At 40.0% G+C, this 18,191-nt stretch carries 14 protein-coding genes; all 14 read right to left on the bottom strand.

Features of this window, described 5'->3' with window-relative positions; all coding sequences use genetic code 11:
- Window positions 1–20: 20 nt before the first annotated feature.
- Window positions 21–857, bottom strand: a complete 837-nt coding sequence (gene panB / locus KCX82_RS12240) for a 3-methyl-2-oxobutanoate hydroxymethyltransferase (protein WP_227018754.1) — start codon at window positions 855–857, stop codon at window positions 21–23.
- Between the two features lie 57 nt (window positions 858–914).
- Window positions 915–1,751, bottom strand: coding sequence for a formate/nitrite transporter family protein (locus tag KCX82_RS12235; protein WP_227018753.1), 837 nt, complete (start codon window positions 1,749–1,751; stop codon window positions 915–917).
- A gap of 26 nt (window positions 1,752–1,777) precedes the next feature.
- Entirely contained in the window at window positions 1,778–2,629 is an 852-nt protein-coding gene (locus KCX82_RS12230) for a bifunctional 5,10-methylenetetrahydrofolate dehydrogenase/5,10-methenyltetrahydrofolate cyclohydrolase (protein ID WP_227018752.1), read from the bottom strand.
- Window positions 2,620–3,246 carry a cyclodeaminase/cyclohydrolase family protein gene (locus KCX82_RS12225; protein WP_227018751.1) on the bottom strand — a complete coding sequence of 209 codons (627 nt, stop codon included), beginning with the start codon at window positions 3,244–3,246 and terminating at the stop codon, window positions 2,620–2,622. Before KCX82_RS12225 ends, KCX82_RS12230 begins: the two co-directional genes overlap by 10 nt.
- A 9-nt stretch (window positions 3,247–3,255) precedes the next feature.
- The gene (locus KCX82_RS12220) at window positions 3,256–4,935 is read right to left on the bottom strand and encodes a formate--tetrahydrofolate ligase (protein ID WP_227018750.1); all 1,680 of its coding nucleotides are present in this window, start codon (window positions 4,933–4,935) and stop codon (window positions 3,256–3,258) included.
- A 464-nt stretch (window positions 4,936–5,399) separates the two neighbouring features.
- A complete protein-coding gene (locus KCX82_RS12215; protein ID WP_227018749.1) occupies window positions 5,400–7,181 on the bottom strand; it encodes a sensor histidine kinase in 1,782 nt (593 codons plus the stop codon).
- Window positions 7,182–7,194: 13 nt separating this feature from the next.
- A complete protein-coding gene (locus KCX82_RS12210; RefSeq protein WP_227018748.1) occupies window positions 7,195–7,923 on the bottom strand; it encodes a LytR/AlgR family response regulator transcription factor in 729 nt (242 codons plus the stop codon).
- A gap of 42 nt (window positions 7,924–7,965) precedes the next feature.
- The gene (locus tag KCX82_RS12205) at window positions 7,966–8,667 is read right to left on the bottom strand and encodes a FadR/GntR family transcriptional regulator (RefSeq protein ID WP_227018747.1); all 702 of its coding nucleotides are present in this window, start codon (window positions 8,665–8,667) and stop codon (window positions 7,966–7,968) included.
- A gap of 169 nt (window positions 8,668–8,836) precedes the next feature.
- Window positions 8,837–10,009: an iron-containing alcohol dehydrogenase gene (locus KCX82_RS12200; RefSeq protein WP_227018746.1), complete on the bottom strand. Its 1,173-nt coding sequence runs from the start codon at window positions 10,007–10,009 to the stop codon at window positions 8,837–8,839.
- Window positions 10,010–10,285: 276 nt separating this feature from the next.
- A complete protein-coding gene (locus KCX82_RS12195) occupies window positions 10,286–12,190 on the bottom strand; it encodes a sigma-54-dependent Fis family transcriptional regulator (protein WP_227018745.1) in 1,905 nt (634 codons plus the stop codon).
- 67 nt (window positions 12,191–12,257) lie between these two features.
- Window positions 12,258–12,743, bottom strand: a complete 486-nt coding sequence (locus KCX82_RS12190; protein WP_227018744.1) for a pyridoxamine 5'-phosphate oxidase family protein — start codon at window positions 12,741–12,743, stop codon at window positions 12,258–12,260.
- Between the two features lie 228 nt (window positions 12,744–12,971).
- Entirely contained in the window at window positions 12,972–15,278 is a 2,307-nt protein-coding gene (locus KCX82_RS12185) for a M28 family peptidase (protein WP_227018743.1), read from the bottom strand.
- Between the two features lie 163 nt (window positions 15,279–15,441).
- On the bottom strand, window positions 15,442–16,200 hold the full coding sequence (locus KCX82_RS12180) for a response regulator (protein WP_227018742.1): 759 nt from the start codon (window positions 16,198–16,200) through the stop codon (window positions 15,442–15,444).
- On the bottom strand, window positions 16,184–18,100 hold the full coding sequence (locus tag KCX82_RS12175; RefSeq protein WP_227018741.1) for a cache domain-containing protein: 1,917 nt from the start codon (window positions 18,098–18,100) through the stop codon (window positions 16,184–16,186). The genes KCX82_RS12180 and KCX82_RS12175 overlap by 17 nt, the downstream gene beginning before the upstream one ends.
- Between the last annotated feature and the right edge of the window lie 91 nt (window positions 18,101–18,191).

Genomic DNA, 18,191 nt, shown 5'->3' with positions numbered 1-18,191 from the left:
TACTCCTTGTCAATGAGATTTTAATATAATTTCGGGATATCAACTTCTTTGTTGAAGCAGTACTCTGGTGTAGGGAATTGACCATCCAGTGTTTCCTGATGGAATTCGTTCAGTGCATCTACCATTACTTTTCTCAGCTGAGCATACTGCTTTACAAACTTAGGTTTGAAATCACCGTACATTCCCAGCATGTCCTGAGTTACCAGCACCTGACAATCTACATGCAGTCCAGCTCCAATTCCCAGAATAGGAACACTAACCGCTTCAGTAACGGCTTTACCAACAACAGATGGAACACATTCCAGTACGATTGCAAAGCAGCCGGCCTTTTCAAGAGCAATTGCATCTTCGATCAATTTTTTTGCACTTTCTGGTGTCCCTCCCTGAACCTTGAATCCGCCAAGAGCAGATGCTGTCTGAGGGGTAAGACCAATATGACCCATAACATTGATGCCTGCTTTTGCGATCGCTTGGATTCTGGAAAGCATTTCAATACCACCTTCGAGCTTGATGCAGTCACAGTTTGTTTCCTTGATCAGTCTGTTTGCATTTCTGACGGCTTCTTCGTCGCTGACATTATAGGAACCAAACGGCATATCTCCGATGATCCATGTATCAGGGGCTCCTTTCACAACCGGTCTGATATGATGAACCATATCGTCCATTGTAACGGACTCAGTCCCTTTGTATCCCAGCATGATCATTCCTAAAGAATCACCTACCAAAATGATTTCTACTTCACTATCATTTACGATTGACGCCGTTGTGTAATCGTAGGCGGTTACAAAGCTGAACTTTTTACCTTCCTGCTTGAACTTTTTAAAGTCCGAAATCGTCATTTTTTTCTTGTCACCCATTTTGTTTTTCCTCCATTTCATTTCACGCAGCAAGTTGGCTGCGAAGTAAATATATATTTAATAAATCTTTTTATAGGTATACCAGTACGCTATCCCGACAAAAATTCCGCCGCCCACAATATTTCCAAGCGTTACAGGAATTAGGTTATGTATCAGAAAGCTGCTCCACGTCAATGAATCCAATACTTCCTGAGATAAATGGGATAGCTCTGCAAAGGACATATTTGTTTTTGCCATGATTCCCGCAGGTATGTAATACATGTTTGCCACACTATGCTCAAATCCTGATGTGATGAACAGCCAAATCGGAAAAAAGATTGATAAGATTTTTCCGGCCATTGTATCCGCTCCGTATGAGATCCATACTGCCAGACAAACAAGCCAGTTACACATAATGCCAAGGTAGAATGCTTTTGAAAAATCCAAATTAACTTTATAAGCTGCAATTTTTACGGTGACTGCTCCGAGCATATCGGCTCCGCTTGCAAATAAACCGGAATGAACCATCATATATGCAATCAGCACAGAACCGATAAAATTACCGATATAAACAATCACCCAATTTCTAAGCATTCTGTTTATGGTAACTTTTCTATCACAGACTGCCGCAAGAATCATAGTATTCCCGGTAAACAGCTCTCCTCCTGCAAGAACCACCAGCATCAATCCCGTTCCGAATATCGCCCCCGCCAATGCCTTTCCCAGACCATAGGTAGTCGGCTCTGCAAAGAGATTAAAGGCAGCCATATTGGAGCCTTCCGCAGCAAATGCGATAAATGCTCCTGCCAATATGCCTAAAATCAATAGTTTTTGAAAGCTGCCCCCTGCTTTATCCTCTGCCATGCGAATGGTATAGTCTGTAATTTCAGCAGGTTTTAAAGGTCTCTTCTCCATTTGCGTATCCTTTACTCCATTATTTGTTATTTGTTTTGCTGTAGTTTCATCGCTTTGATTACATGACTTAGTAAAATCATTGAGGTTACTGTGCCCACACCGCCAGGAACCGGTGAAATGGACGAAACGCATTCTGAAACTTCATCAAAATCCACATCCCCGCAAAGTTTATTGTCATCGTCAAGGTTGATTCCTACATCTACGATTACAGAATTTTCGCTAAAAAACTCCTTACCGAAAAATTTCGCTTTTCCAACTCCGGTGACCACAATGTCTGCTATTGAAGTTACCTCAGGCAAATTCTTAGTCTTTGAATGACACATGGTGACCGTGGAATTTTCATTCAGGAACAGCATCGCAAGTGGTTTTCCGAGCACCATACTTCGGTTTACAATTGCAATGTTTTTTCCGCTTAGTTCATATTTATAATATTTTAGAATTTCAATAACAGCCTCGGGAGTACACGGAGCGATACCGCTCTTGTCACCGATAAAAACCTTTTCCGTATTGACCGGGCTCATGCAATCGATATCCTTTTCCGGTTTAATGCTGCGGCTGATGACTTCCGCGTCAAGCTGGTCCGGCAAGGGTCTGAAAATCAGGATTCCATGGATTTTCGGTTCTTCGTTCAGCTGATCCAGCACGTTCATGAAGTCAGCCATACTTATGTTATTTTCAACCTCTTTCACTTCCGCTTCAATTCCAAGTTCCGCGCAATTTTTCAGCACTCTTGATTCATAAGCAATGTCATCCTGTCTTGTTCCCACGCGAAGAATTGCTATTTTGGGCAGGCTTTGACCAGATGCTTTACATTCATTTACAGCTTCTAAAATTTCATTTCTAATTTTATCTGCAACCGGCTTTCCTTTTAACAACATAGTTGTTCCTCCACATATTCATAAATCTGATCTGCCAGTTTTAATCCTTCGTCTTCAATCACTGCCATTCTGTCACTGAATTTTTTCTTTAATTCTTCATCTTTCATTAGTTTCAAATTGATCAGTATATTCAATTTTGCTCCCTGTAATGCAGCTTTGCAGAAGATGGCTCCTACTCCTGCATCGCTGACAACAAGCCTGCTTCCCTTTTTCGCATATTGCTCCATAAGATGAATTGCAGCCAAGCTGCATTCCGCAATCTCTAGTGGAACCTTGGTGGCTTTTACCAGTGCCAATTGTAAAACTTTCTCCTTTTCCAGTCGTTCAGCTTCCGTATCGCTTGGAAGTCCGTAAGCTTTAGAAAGAGGCTCAAAGACTGCAGCATCCTCCTGTACCAACTGATTAAACTTCCGAATTAATGCTTCCGACTTTTTCAGAAGCACCTGAATGTCTTCCTCTACATCTGCATATTTCTTCTTACCGGTAGTCAGATTTCCCACCATGCTTCCCAGTGCCATTCCGATAGAACCCACCAGTGCGGAGGCACCCCCTCCGCCTGGCACTGGTGACTTTGATGCCAACATTTCAATAAATTCCAAACAACTTTGATTCAGCATCATTTCCTCCTAAAACAATCCGGAAATCTTGCCTGTTTTATCTACATCAATCATTTCTGCTGATGGTACTTTGGGCAATCCAGGCATGGTCATGATGTCTCCGGTAATTGCTACGATAAAGCCGGCACCCACAGATGGCTTGATATTTCTAACTGTAATTCTGAATCCGGACGGTCTGCCCAGTTTTTTCATGTCGTCAGAGAGAGAATATTGGGTTTTTGCCATACAGATCGGTAGATTACCGTAGCCTAACGCTTCAATTTCTTCGATCTGCTTTAAGGAGTTGCCTATATAGTCAACACCATCTGCTCCATATATTCTTGTAGCGATGGCATGGATTTTTTCTTTGATTGAAAGGTTTTCATCATAGGAGAATTTAAAATCGCTTTCCTGCTTGTCGATTACTCTGACTACTTCCTTTGCCAGTGCGATTCCGCCTTCTCCGCCCTTTGCCCAGACTTCGGACAATATAACATTTACGCCGAGAGCTTTACATCTTTCCTCGATGTATTGTAATTCTGCTGCCGTATCGGTTGGGAAACGGTTGATTGCAACAACAGCAGGCAATCCGAATACTCCGGTAATGTTTTCAACATGCTTTAATAAATTCTCAATACCTTTTTCCAAAGCAGCTACATTTTCATTGTTAAGATCGGCCTTCAAAACACCTCCGTGCAGCTTCAAGGCTCTGGCTGTTGCAACAATTACTACTGCATCCGGCCTCAGACCGCTTAGACGGCACTTTATATCAAGGAATTTTTCCGCACCAAGGTCAGCTCCGAAGCCAGCTTCCGTTACAACATACTCTCCCAACTTCAGTGCAATTTTTGTAGCCATGACACTATTACAGCCGTGAGCAATATTGGCAAAAGGCCCGCCATGGATGAAAGCAGGTGTATGTTCCAACGTTTGAACAAGATTCGGTTTTAACGCATCCTTCAATAATGCGGCGACTGCGCCTTGCGCTTTTATGTCACCAACAGTGACTGGTTTTCCTTCAAAATTGTATGCCAGGATAATCTTGGAGACCTTTTCCTTTAAATCTTCCAAATCGTTGGAAAGACAAAGCACTGCCATAATTTCAGAAGCAACGGAAATATCAAATCCGTCTTCTCTTGGTGTTCCGTTTGCTTTGCCGCCAAGACCATTCACCATAAATCTTAACTGTCTATCATTCATGTCCAGACATCGTTTCCATATAATCCTTCTTACATCAATTCCTAAGCTGTTTCCCTGCTGGATATGATTATCGAGCAATGCAGCAATCAGATTGTTTGCAGTTGTAACCGCATGAATGTCCCCTGTAAAATGAAGGTTGATATCTTCCATAGGGATGACCTGTGCATAACCGCCGCCAGCAGCTCCGCCTTTTACACCAAAAACCGGACCTAAGGATGGTTCTCTTAACGCAATTACCGTCTTTTTTCCTATTTTGCTAAGTGCATCACCAAGACCTACAGTCGTCGTTGTTTTCCCTTCGCCAGCCGGAGTTGGATTGATTGCTGTCACTAAAATCAGTTTTCCGTTTTCTTTATCCCGATATTGATCCAAAATATTGTAATCAATCTTACCCTTGTACTTTCCATAGCATTCTAAATATTCATCCTCAATAGAAAGTTTATTTGATATCTCCTGTATCAGTTTGGGTGTTGCCTCCTGTGCTATCTCGATATCGCTTTTAAATTCCATTTTTTCCTCCTATTATTTTTCCTGTTTTTGCTTATCCTTCATTTTTAGTGTATTTCGCATTGTGAAACGTCGTTTCATAATTTTATTAATCGCATTATATCAAATGATTAAATTTTTAAAAGGCGATTTGCAAAGTTAACAATAATTAATGCAAAATTGTCAAAAAATTAAAAAAAGTGGAAATTAAGGTGCTTTCTTTAATATTCCGTCAATATCACTTCCAGTGATATTTCCCACAAAATAAAAAAAGTGGCTGAGCCACTTCCGCTAGGGAACCCTATGGTTCCCTTCGGCGGCCGCAAAGCGGCCTGAGCACCCTCCTTAACGGCAGAGGGCGGGCCCCTCTGCACTCCCTCTTTTTATCGAATAGGAAACGATATTTCCGATTCGATAAAAAAAGAGCGAATTATGAAATCAATGATTTCTATTCGCTCATGTTCCCTTTTTGCCCCAAGCTTGCAATGTTAATTTTTCTTATCTGCTAATTTTATTATCGCATTCAACTCAAATATTTCGTCTTTTTCTTTAATCTCTAACATACCTCCGCTTTGCTCTGCGATTTGTTTCATAATTTTCAATCCATAACCATGATTACTCTTATCTAATTTGGAAGTTATATATTGACCCGAATCTTTTATCACTTTATTTCCTTTACTGTTCGAACAATGGATATATAAATAGGGTTCAACTATTTTCATAGTTAACCGAATAAACCGTTTCTCTTCTTCAACGATTCTGCAGCAGGATTCAATCGCGTTGTCCAGAAGATTCATCAGAAAACTATTTAATTTTTTCTCCGAAAAATGTATCTCTGAAGGCAAAACTATATCATAATAAAAACGAATGTTACTTTTGTCCATCCTCATAGCTGCACTGCCTATAATTCCATCCACCAGATAATTTTCCGAATACAAGATCGTTTTATAACATTCTTCTTCTTGAGCAAGCTCACGAATATAATCCTTCGCCTTCTCTATGTTTCCTTGATCTAATATAATTCTAAGCATTATGAGATGGTTTTTTATTTCATGTTTCACTTGCTTCAGTTGTTCCATATAAGTTTTTGCATTTTCATAGCGTTCCAGGGCCATTTGATTTCTTAGTGCAATTCTGTGTATTTCTGTTTTCTCATAAACAATCTTTTTAATATACCCTGCTACACTGTTTGCAAAAACCAGTATAGTCAAAATAGATATAACGATATAGCTGATACGAATGTCCGGCAGCCCTACTTTCTTAAATAAACCAAAAACATCAAAAATGTATGCGATTGTTGTGCTGCTGATCCAAACGAACAACCAAATTGCAAAACGATTTCCTCTTTTATATTCTATTAAAGTGCTTACACAATAAAAGGTACTATAGCTAAGTACAAGAATTTGCCTCAAAGGAAGAAATTCTGGTAACATTTTTATACCAATCAGCTGCGCCCCGCTTGTTATAATTACAAAAATAATGACTGCTGCTAATATAATTCTGTTTATTATTGTAAAATGCATTGATTTAATGGTAATCATTGTAATATTAGGTATTAACATAAAGTAAAAAAGAAACAAGCTGACGTTCCCCAGTGTCTTTGGCGTAAAAAGCGCACATAATAAATGATCCGGATTTGCTTCATGGACTAATATAAAAAGAAAATACGTAATTGTAAATATTCCAAAAAACATGAGCGACAAATCGGAGCTATAAGAAATCCTTGCGGAAATTGAAATAATGATAAAAAAAATTCCGATTAAAACTCCTGCAGTGGTAAAAGACACTCGATATAAGCTTTGAAATAATAGATAATTATTAATTTCTTGTTGTGAAACCAAATAGGATTTTAAACCCATCCCCTCATATATCGCATAGGGTGACATGACCTCAAAACGAATCGTTACATCACCTTCGGGCAAGGGAATCATAGCTTCCCAAAGTCCGAGGTTTTCTCCAGTGCTTCTGTCTCCCGGGTAATCACCTACAAAGGATCCGTTAACCCAGATTGAGGCGAATTGAAACTTGCCCTGACAGTATAAGATCTGATCCTTCGGATTTTTTGAAATGTGAATTTGATAAATGGTAACTCGTTCTCCATTCTCTGTTTCTTTTACTAAACTCTCTTCCCACTGAAAATCTTTTTCCCATGAGCTTATTTCTTTCGCAACACCGACTACTTTTACAAGCATGGCAATGAGGCATAAACTAATAATAATAATGATTATTATTAAAAAAATTTCATTTGAAATTATAATCCTTTTTTTCATCGTAGTAAGCTTCCTATCTAGTAGAAACATTTTTTAAAAAAGCAGTCTTTACACTTTCCCAATATTTTCTGCTCAGCGGAATCATTTCTTCATTTGTTAAAAACAATTTATATCTTTGAATTTCAACCGCATATTTAAAATTAACAATATAACTTTGATGACATTGTATAAATTGTTCTTTATCTAATTGTTTTGATATTTCACTTAATTTTTCATTTAATATAATTTTTCCGTTCGTTGTATGTATCGCTGTTTTCCTTCCTGATATTTCAAAATACAAAATGTTATCTGTTGAAATCCTTCTAAATCCTGTCCCATCCTTGAAGAAAAACCATTTTCCTTTATTCTTTTCAGATATAATTTGATCCATTATGATTTCAAGCTGCTTTCGCTCGTTCGATTCATTAAAGGATTTCATCAAATATTGATAGGCTTGGACTTCATATCCTTTTAAAGCAAATTCTATAGATGATGTCAGAAAAACAATTTTAACATTTTTATCTTTCTTACGGATATTAGCGGCCACAGTTATTCCATCAATTTGATCCATTAAAATATCCAAAAAAATAATATCGTACCAAATACTATTTCCATGTTTCGCAATCAAATCGTGACCATTTGAAAACAAATGAACCGAAAATGCTTCTTCCTTTTTAAAGTGTTCTTTAAGAATATTATTGCATATAGCTGCTATATGTTCTGCAAAAATCACTTCATCATCACACACTGCAACGCTAAACATAATATGGCTCTCCTTTCCGAATACTTCTATGGGGCTCTATTCCTATTCCTGCGTATCGTAATTTTTCTTTATAGCATTCGTCACCGCTTCTTCATCCTTACTTACAATAGCTTTATATATTTGGGTGTGCATTTCTCTCATCCTTCCCTCATGATGATATAAGCTTGTACGAATTTCCTGCTTGATAATTTTATCTAATAATTCCCATATTGACTTATGCATCATTTTCATAAATTCATTATGAGTAGATTCCGCAATGATTTCATGAAAATTTTTATCCTTTGCATAGATTTCATCAAGATCATAATCTTTTTTATCCAATGTTTCCATTAAATTCTCGTATGCTTGCGTTAATTTTTCTAAATCTTGTTCCGTATATCTCTGAATACACATTCTTGACATTGCCTTATCTATAGCAATTTGAAATTCAATCATCTCCTCATTTAAATTTCCGCTGCTTAAAATAATTCCATAAATCAATGGGTTAATCATATTTTGTGAAATAGTTTTACATACAAAGGTTCCTTCTGCGCGCCGAATTTCTAAAATACCAAATGCTACTAATATTTTAATCGCTTCTCTAACGGAATTTCTTCCGACATTTAAGCTTTTAGCCAAGTCTTGTTCTGTAGGTATTCGGTCTCCAGGTTTATATTTTCCTTCTGCAATTGCTTTACAAATTTGATCTACAATTTGTTGTGCAATATTTTTATATTCAATATTTTTAAATCCGAAATTATCCATTATAATTTTCCTTTAATTATTTATTAATCCTATGTTTATAAACATGGGATGTTTATTATTTTATACTTATATAAACCAAAAAACAATTGGTTTCACCAAAAATATAAAAATGCCATTCGTTTGAACGGCATCTTATTTTTTGTCAGTTGGTCACAATAAAAATTAATTCTTAGAAATCTACTTCTGTTCCATAGTATGTACATGCAAACAGTTTTTCCATTTCTGCCGGAGTAATCGATCTTGGATTTGAACCTGTGCAAGCATCAGCAACCGCCAATTCAGCAATTTTTCCGATTTTTTCTTTGAATTCATCTTCCAAAATGCCAAATTCTTTCAGACTCTTTGGAATTCCAAGAGAACCATTGTATGCATCAATTTTTTCGCAGAGCTGTTTTACGCATTCTGCATTTGTTCCTGTGATTCCTACGCTTCTTGCAATATCAGCATATCTGTCTTCCGCATTTTTCGCATTGAACTTGATGACATATGGCAGGTAGATTGCATTTGCGCATCCGTGAGGAATGTGTCCGGTCGAGAATGCTGCACCGGTCTTATGCGCCATGGAGTGGACAATACCCAGTAAAGCATTGGTAAATGCCTGACCTGCCATGCACTGTGCATAGTGCATTTGTTCTCTTGCAGCCATATCACCATTGAATGAAGCCGGAAGATAATCAAATACCATCTGAATCGCCTTGATTGCCAGCGGATCAGTAAAAGGGGAATTTAAGGTGGACACGTATGCTTCCACTGCATGAGTCAGTGCGTCCATCCCGGTATGGGCTGTCAACGTAGGAGGCATTGTTTCAGCAAGATCCGGGTCAACAATTGCAATGTCAGGAGTGATATTATAGTCAGCCAGCGGATATTTGACACCTTTTGCATAGTCTGTGATAACGGAAAATGCTGTTACTTCTGTTGCCGTACCTGATGTGGACGGAATGGCAATGAACTGTGCTTTCTGTCTTAATGTTGGGAAGGAGAATGGCTGAATAATATCTTCAAAAGAAGTTTCCGGATACTCATAAAATACCCACATTGCTTTTGCTGCGTCAATGGGAGAACCTCCGCCCATGGAAATGATCCAGTCCGGTTCGAATTCTCTCATCATTTCAGCGCCCTTCATAACGGTTTCCACCGATGGGTCCGGCTCAACATTTTCAAACAATATGGTTTCAATTCCGGCTTCCTTCAAGTATGCAACCGCACGGTCCACAAAACCGAACTTTTTCATGGAGCCGCCGCCAAGAACCAGGATGGCCTTTTTGCCCTTTAAATTTTTCAGTTGTTCCAAGGAACCTTTTCCATAATACATATCTCGCGGTAATGTAAATCTTAACATAATAAACCCTCTTTCTTTACATTGTTAAAAATTTATTTTATTCAATATGCATTATATGATTTGCAATTGTTATGCCAAGTCGCGTTCCTCATAAAAACGTTGATTTTCGGAACTTTATTTTTTATCCAAGACAAAAACACAAAAAGTGTTGTAAATAACAACACTTTTTATAAAATTTCAGTTGCATTTTCCAACACTGTTGTTTTTTCGTTCAGTCGAAGATCTCATTCCATTGGCAATATATTAACACTTCCGCCGATCTGCATCAAAAATTATTTAAACGCTTTTTTCCTGCTTGTATTTATTGATTTTTGCATGAAGTGTGCTTCTGTTTACTCCCAATACCTGTGCTGCCCTTGTTATATTTCCATTACATTTCTCAACGCACGCCAGGATTGCCTTTTTCTCCCACTCCTCTAAAGAACACATATCATAAGAAAGTCTCTCCGCTGCCGGTTCCGCCGGTCGTTCCGTTTCCCAAGCTTCAAATCCAAAGGAGGTGTTTCCGTCCATATTCACAATGTTCTCGATGCAGTTTTCCATTTCTCTAATGTTCCCCGGCCAGCGATACCGAATCAGCTTTTCGTAAATGTCCGGCTGTACCTTCGGTATTGGTTTTCCAAGCTTCACCGCTTTGACTTTCAAAAAGTGCTTTATCAACAGCTCCACGTCACCTTCTCTTTCCCGAAGGGGCGGTACGTAAATTGGGATCACACTTAACCGATAGTAGAGATCTTCACGGAAAGTGCCGCGTTCGATTTCTTTTTTGAGGTCCTTATTTGTGGCCGCAATAATTCTCACATCCGTGATGGTGCATTTATTTCCGCCCAGTCTGTTTACACAGCCTTCCTGCAATACCCGCAAAAGGCTCACTTGCATATCCAGCGGCATTTCGCCTATTTCATCCAAAAATAGCGTTCCCCCGTTGGCCAATTCAAACTTCCCCGGATGACCTCCTCTTTTTGCTCCAGTGAATGCCCCTTCTTCGTATCCGAAGAGTTCACTTTCAATCAGGCTTTTCGGGATTGCCCCGCAGTTGATTGCTACGAAACTGCCGTTTCTCCTGCTGCTGTTATTATGAATAGATTGGGCAATCAGCTCTTTCCCCGTGCCGCTTTCCCCTTGGATCAAAACGGTGGAAGGGCTGTCGGAAATGCTCTTTGCTTGTGCCTTCAGCTTCATAACGCTCTTACTTTCTCCGATGATATCATCAAACGTATAAGCAGCAGACATTCCCGTATACTTGTTGACCATATTGTAAACCTTTTGTATGTCTTTAAAAATTGCCACGGCCCCGGTCATCTTATCATTTTCATTCTTAATTGGAAAAACACTTAAATCGAACCGGTTTTTCTTCTGATTTCCAAAGTAGATGATTTCCCTGTTTTCAAAAGTATTCTTCTCCCGGAGTTGTTCCAGAATCGACTCCCAGTTTTCCAGTATCTGGTTGGCTTTCTTATGAAGAATCCCTTCTTTTTCTATTTCCAGCATACTGCACAGGCTATTGTTTACAGCCTTGATGACGCCATTGGTATCAGCCGCAAAAAATCCGGAGTTCATGGAATCCAGCACTGTGTTCAGGTATTCGTATGCCTCCCGTAATTTTGTTTCCGTTTTCTCAGCTGTCAGTTGATGCTCGATTGACTTTACTGCTGCTACGACCAGGCCAAGAGTATGGGGATGGGCAGATTGACGCCGTCCGGTCAGGTTCAGGCATCCGAGGATTGATCCGTTTTCATTGTGAATGATCGCTGCCGAACAGGTCCAGATATAAAAGGCTGTGATAAAATGATCCTCTCCCGAGGTTTGGATAGAGCAATCCTCATGCAGCGCGGCACCCATGGAATTTGTCCCGGAGCTCTTTTCACTCATATCAGAACCTACAACAATTCCCACTTTCGTTTGGGCCTCAAGAATGTCATCATCCCCGATAATCGTCAGCACCACTCCGAATCGATCCGTAAGATAGATAGAAAAGCCGGACCCCCTCAGCATATCATACAGGATTTCCATAAAAGGTTTGGCAATCTGAATCAACGCTTCATTTTCTTCCAGAACATCCGCCAGTTCGTTTCCTTTCAATATCCGCTTGGGACCCGGTCTGTCTTTTTCGACGCCGTATTGAATTGACCGCTCATGCGACCGTTTGATGATCTCTTTATAATTTCCTGTTCCGTTCATGGTGATTCACCTCACTGGATAGTTCCATTACGTGTTCCAAGCCTTCTCCATTGTTGAATTATGTGATTTATTTATGTATGTTTAAGTTTGTTTTACGTTTGCCTGTCAGACGATCAATCGATATTTTTACAATCATTGCTTTTGGTCCGGCACTTTGTATATACTTTTCACCTTCGGTCAGAAACCCTTCAGAATATTTCTTGAGAAACTCTCTGAAAGCCAACATTCTCTCTTCTTCATCATTTACAATATCAGCCTCTCCAAATGCAATAGCACTTTCAAATAACGTTCCGAATTTGTCCGGCAGAACTTGGGTATTCCCAACAACAGTAAAGCTAACTTTGTTATTGTTTAAGATATTGCCATGCTTATAACCACCTGCATTGGTACTATGATAATAGATACTGTTATCTATTACTACGTAACTTAATGGTACTCCGTATGGTTGTCCATCATCATCTACAGTGGCAAGAATTCCATATTCACCTTCCATCAAAATTTTTAATGCTTCTTCCTCATTAATTTTCCTGTCAGTTCTTCGCATTTCTCTCATTCCATTTTCTCCTATTAATTATTAATCTCCTATAGCTTGTTTCTAATTTATTATACATCTGCTTAGATATAAGGTATATCAGTATATCATAAAACGAAAGGAAAACTTTATCTGTTGATGCGGGTTAGGGACAAAAAAGGCGGGTGACCCCCGCCTTTTTCGTTAGACCATATAAGTATGACTCTTGTCAACTTCGTTTATTTTAGCGAAATTATGCTTTGCCTTTCATTATAAGATTGAATTGACAGACGTTATAAATTGCTGCAGGTCACTGTATTCCTTACCTGCAAGCTTGTCAAGTTTCGCCTTCTGGTCTTCCATGCCGGCTTTCAATACTGCGATATCGTCGGTAAAGTCCTTGGTACCTGCATCCCTCTTTGCTGTTAACGATTGAATGACATCATACAAGTCCAAATTGCCGTTCTTTATCATGTTCGCACCCCATGCCAATCTGTCAGTAGGCTGGTTCATCACTTGATCAATAAAATATTGATAAGTCTCCTTGCTCATTCCATATGCAGTCCAATTATCATCAATCTGCCATAAATATTCGTCTAAGGCTGTCTCGGCATCACCGCTTTCCAGCGCTTTGACCGCATCTGCTAAAACTGCCAGATTTCCGATAGGAGCTTCTGTCGGGAAAATGATGTTATCGCCCCAGTTAAGGCTTGTAAAGTCAAGGAAGGTCTCTTTATTCATTGCCGCCAGTTTCAGATTAAAGACCTTTGCTTCAGCTCTGATACTTTCAATTTTCGCTGCATCTCCGGCAGTGACTGCTGCCGAATACCGGGTATTGATCGAATCGATCTTCTGGTTCAGCTTTCCTCCGGCGGCAATCGCCTGATCCAATAATGCGTTCATAGCCTCCACATTCGGATAAAAATCAGGATCGATTGTCTCTTTCAATGCCTTGAATCTTGTTGTGTAGTCCAGAGGCTTCACTGCCATCTGATCAAAATCGAAGAGGATTTTTCCAAAGATCTTATGTGAGTAAGCGTAATTTTCCGGACTCCACGCATCGGCCTTCACGTCGTAATTCGTATGATATGACTTTTCGGAAAAGTTTCTGTTATGCCGCTGATAGACCATTGTCGGGATACCAGTCAATGAATAAGAGAAATCCTCCGCCCATGTCGAGGTGGGCGATTTCACTTCGATCTTCCCGTTAGCAGGCGCAGGACCGGTATAGCCAATAGCGCTTTCTCTGACAGCATTCTGTATTTCATGGGTTGACTTGATCAGGTATTCGTCGTCGTCATTTCTTGCAACGCCGCTTTCAAGATTGATCACGGCAAAACCCTTAGTCTGCCATTCAGGATGATTTACCATGATCTGTTTAAATGAGCCGATTGCCCAGTCATAATGGCTGTCTGTCAATCCCCATTCTTCCGCGCCATGGCCTATGACCACGATCGTTTTATCCGGCTGATAACCGGTAGTGATTACTGATTTTGCAATGCTCGCAGCAAGGGCAATACCGGAAGCGTTATCATGCCATGCATGATAGTATCCGTCATAATGTCCGATCAGGAAAATGATCTCATCCGGGTTCTTTCCCGGGATCTCTCCGACAACATTATAGGATGTCCCGTCTCTTTTTACCTGTGAATCGGCAGATAGTCTTACTTTGACGGAGCCTGCAGAAGATTTGCTGATTAAATCCTTCAAAGCATTTGCATCTTTAACGGAAATGGCGAATACAGGCGCGTCTGCCGGGCCGCAGATATCCTGTGATGACAGCGTGTCATCGGAATGTTGTCCGTAACCTCCTACCGGTACTGCCAGTACGGCTTTCGCACCTCGCAGATGAGCCTCGTAGGCAGGTTTTGAAATCCAGTAGTCATTATACTGGTCCACTTCGATGATGACCAACTTTCCTTTTGGGTCCAATCCCTGATAATCTTCAGTCCTGCCGGTTCCCGCATAGATTACGTCGACCGCTTCGTTATCTGCAACCAGGGTTGTCTGGTAGCCTCCAAGGAGGATTTTTTGTTCTGTGCCTTTGCCGTCGGTATAATAAATCTCTCCTTTTTTATACTCCCAGGTATCTACTTTTACAGCTTCTTTTCTGACATTTGTCAATCCGATGCTCTTGAATTCATTGTACAGGTAATCCGCAGCCGCATATTCACCTGTTGAACCGGCCTGTCTGAATCCTAGATCCGGGTTGGAGCCGCAGGAAGCTATTTTCGTTGCTACGCCGGCAGCATAATTGACGTCGATATCGCCGACAAATTTTTCAAAAGCAGTTGCCTCCGAAGCAGCAGGTGCAGGCGGGGCAGCGGGCGTCTGAGAACCTGTATCTGGGCTCGTTTTACCGTCCGGAATGCGGATGGTCTGATTCGGGTAAATCAAATTGGGATCTGCAATCTTGTTATATTCGGCCAGATTTTGATATGTCGTATTGTACTTCTCGGCGATCTTCCATAGAACATCTCCGTTTTTTACAACATATTCCGTGTCGGCGAACACAAACCCCGCACTTGAAATTACCAGTACTGAAATGAACAATAGAGCGATAATTTTTTTAGCCATAATAAATCCTTCCTTTCTTTTTATTGATCCGATAATTGCTTATCAGAACAGCACGAACAGTAAATAAAACATAAAAAAAACCAATACAAAAGCATATACTTTTGCATTGGTCCTAATAAAAGCGAACGGTTGTTTTCTTTTTAAACTTCCAATGTTACATATTCTATTCCAGAATTACTTTAATTTTATCCATCCCACGCTCTGCATTCACCACGATTTGTTGAATTTCAGCCCGTTTCCCAATGGTATCATAAAGCAATTCACATATTTCTTTGTCTTTAATCAAATAGAAGTATTTTCTATTGTTTTCAATTATAGCATAGTTCCTGCCGTTCTCAATCATCTTTCTCTCCATCAGGGTCAAGGTATCTATCGCTGTAATATCGACGATATTCCCTGTAATGAAAATGCTGACATCCTTCGGGCCTTTTCCGGTATTATCTTTCAAGAACTTGGTCATCGTTTTCTTGATTTCATTTTCAATTTTTCTCTTATTGTCACCTTCAATAACAGCACTCAGGTTTTTCTCTTTTACTTTCTTCAAGGCCGCTTTATTCAGTTCATCCAGAAGTGTATCAATATTAATTGGCTTGATGATATATTTATCAATTCCAAGATCGACTGCCTTTAAAATCATATCCACATCGCTCAGCGCAGTCGTAATGATAACATGGCATTGCTCCTTTGCCTCCCGCAGTTTTTTAATCATTTCAAGTCCTCCCATTTTAGGCATGAGAAGATCCACAATGATGATATCGGGATGATGGGCATAATATTTTTCCAAACCTTCCGTTCCGTCGCGTGCGGTAAAGAATTTTCCGGCATGCCTTTTCAGAAGGTTTGTCATTTCCTGCAACGTTCCGGCATCGTCCTCAACATACAAAATCTGCATGAAATTTAAACTATTACTCACTTCGTTCATTGCGATCCGTTCCTCCGATATCATTCAGCGATATTTTACAGCAAACTCCGCTTTCTATATTATAGACCGATATCTGTCCTGATAGATTCTGTTCGATAATACTTTTCGCGATGCTCAGGCCGATTCCGGTTCCTGTTTTCTTCGTGGTGTAGAATGGTTTGAACATGTTGTTCAGAGTTTCCTGGTCCAATCGTTTTCCATAATTGGTAATTTCTATTATTCCGGTTCCCGGTTGTTCATTTTTGAATAGTTCGATATCGATCAGTCTTTTTTCGGTTTCTTCGGCTGCTGCATCGATGGCGTTATTCAGAATATTGAAGATTGCATTGGAGAATTCATTGCTGAACCCGTATATGTAAAAATCATCGATCATTTTAAAATGAATATCGATTTGTTTTGACTTTATACTCTCTTCCGATAAGTCAACAGCCAGTTCCAGTGATTCCTTTGCTGAAAACCATGAAATATTTTTATTTGGCTTGCTGAAACTCAAAAAATTCTCCATGGTTGCAGACATATTTACAATCAATGCCCGGACCTTTGCAAGGGAATCGTCAATATACTCCTGTGTCAGTTCATTATAATGATATGCCTGATTGATATTCGCTAAAATCAAATTGATATTGTTAAGCGGCTGTTTCCATTGATGAGCGATACTTCCCACCATTTCGCCCATCTTTGCCAGGCGGGACTGCTCTACCAGCAGTACGTCCTTTTCCCTGTTTTCCTCAGTTTTCTTTTCGATCAGGCCCTTTATATTTTCAGCGTATTTCGCGACATCACCGAACTCGTCCTCTCTTTCCAGAAGCTCCTTGGGCAACGTCTTAGTGAAGTCTTCCAATCCGATCGACTTCAATTCATCCGCCACTTTTCTGATCGGACTTGAGAATTTATTTGAAAAAATATAAGAAATAATAAAAGTCAGCATGACACTCAGGAGCGTCAAAACCACCATTAATACAGTCAACTCTCTTGCAGGCTTAAAAACCTCATCAGTGGGAGGCATTACGGCGATCGTCCAGCCATTGGTCATTCTGCTGTAACCGACGATATGATAGTCTCCGTTTTTATCTTCATACTTAACGACACCGCTTTTATTCTCCTTCATGGCCTTGACGGCCGGCTCGAATATCCCGCCTTCTACTTCAGAAAGGTTTTCATTTTTCGTATAGCGTTGATGGATCATAAACTTATACTGATCGTTCAGCAGAAAAGCATATCCGGTATCGTACACCTTCATCTCTTCTATTAAATCGATCGTATTTGCCGTTTCCAAGTCGCAGCCTGCAACACCGATCAATTGACCATCTACATATACCGCTTCCGAGTAAGATATAATATTTGTATTCAAATCAGGGTCTTCCACGGGTTCCGTCCATCCAGGTTTTCCGTTCTGAATCGGCTGAAAATAATACAGCATATTTTCTTCAACCGTGCCTTCAAATGCATCCAGAAAATGTCCGTCTGCGGTTGCGTCCAAAGATTTTACCGTTCCGTCCTCATCCCAGTAATACCATATTTCATCGGCGCCTTTCGTCAGCGACGGATCGAACGTAAAATAGGCTCCGGATATTCTCTTGGTTCTTTGCGTCATGTCGGCAATGATCGGGTCCAGATAATCCTTATACCATTCGTGATATTCCTCCGGATTCTTGCTGAATTCATCTAGATCAAAGGAATTATTTATGGTTACGCTCAAAGCGGTAACAAGACCCTGGATATTTTCAAAAATCGCGCTTGTTTCATTGGCGTATTTGTCCGCCAACCCCTGCACCCGTTCCGTAGCCTCGCTTTCCAATAGCTTTTTACTGAGCGTCAGGCTTACCCAGCCAACCAGAAGTGACGTAATCAGCGAGCATGCTATCACAGTGAATATGATTCTAGAGCTTATCTTCTTCAAGGTACATCCTCCGTCTTATTCCGTTCTGATACATATTCTACAAGCTTTTTAAGTTACATCCACTATAACATATTTCCATTTACATTAGGTT

This window comes from Sinanaerobacter chloroacetimidivorans (assembly GCF_018128545.1).
GTDB classification, from domain to species: Bacteria; Bacillota; Clostridia; order Peptostreptococcales; family Anaerovoracaceae; genus Sinanaerobacter; species Sinanaerobacter chloroacetimidivorans.
The sequence above is the reverse complement of the archived record's forward strand: the minus strand, read 5'-3'. Positions and strand labels throughout refer to the sequence as shown.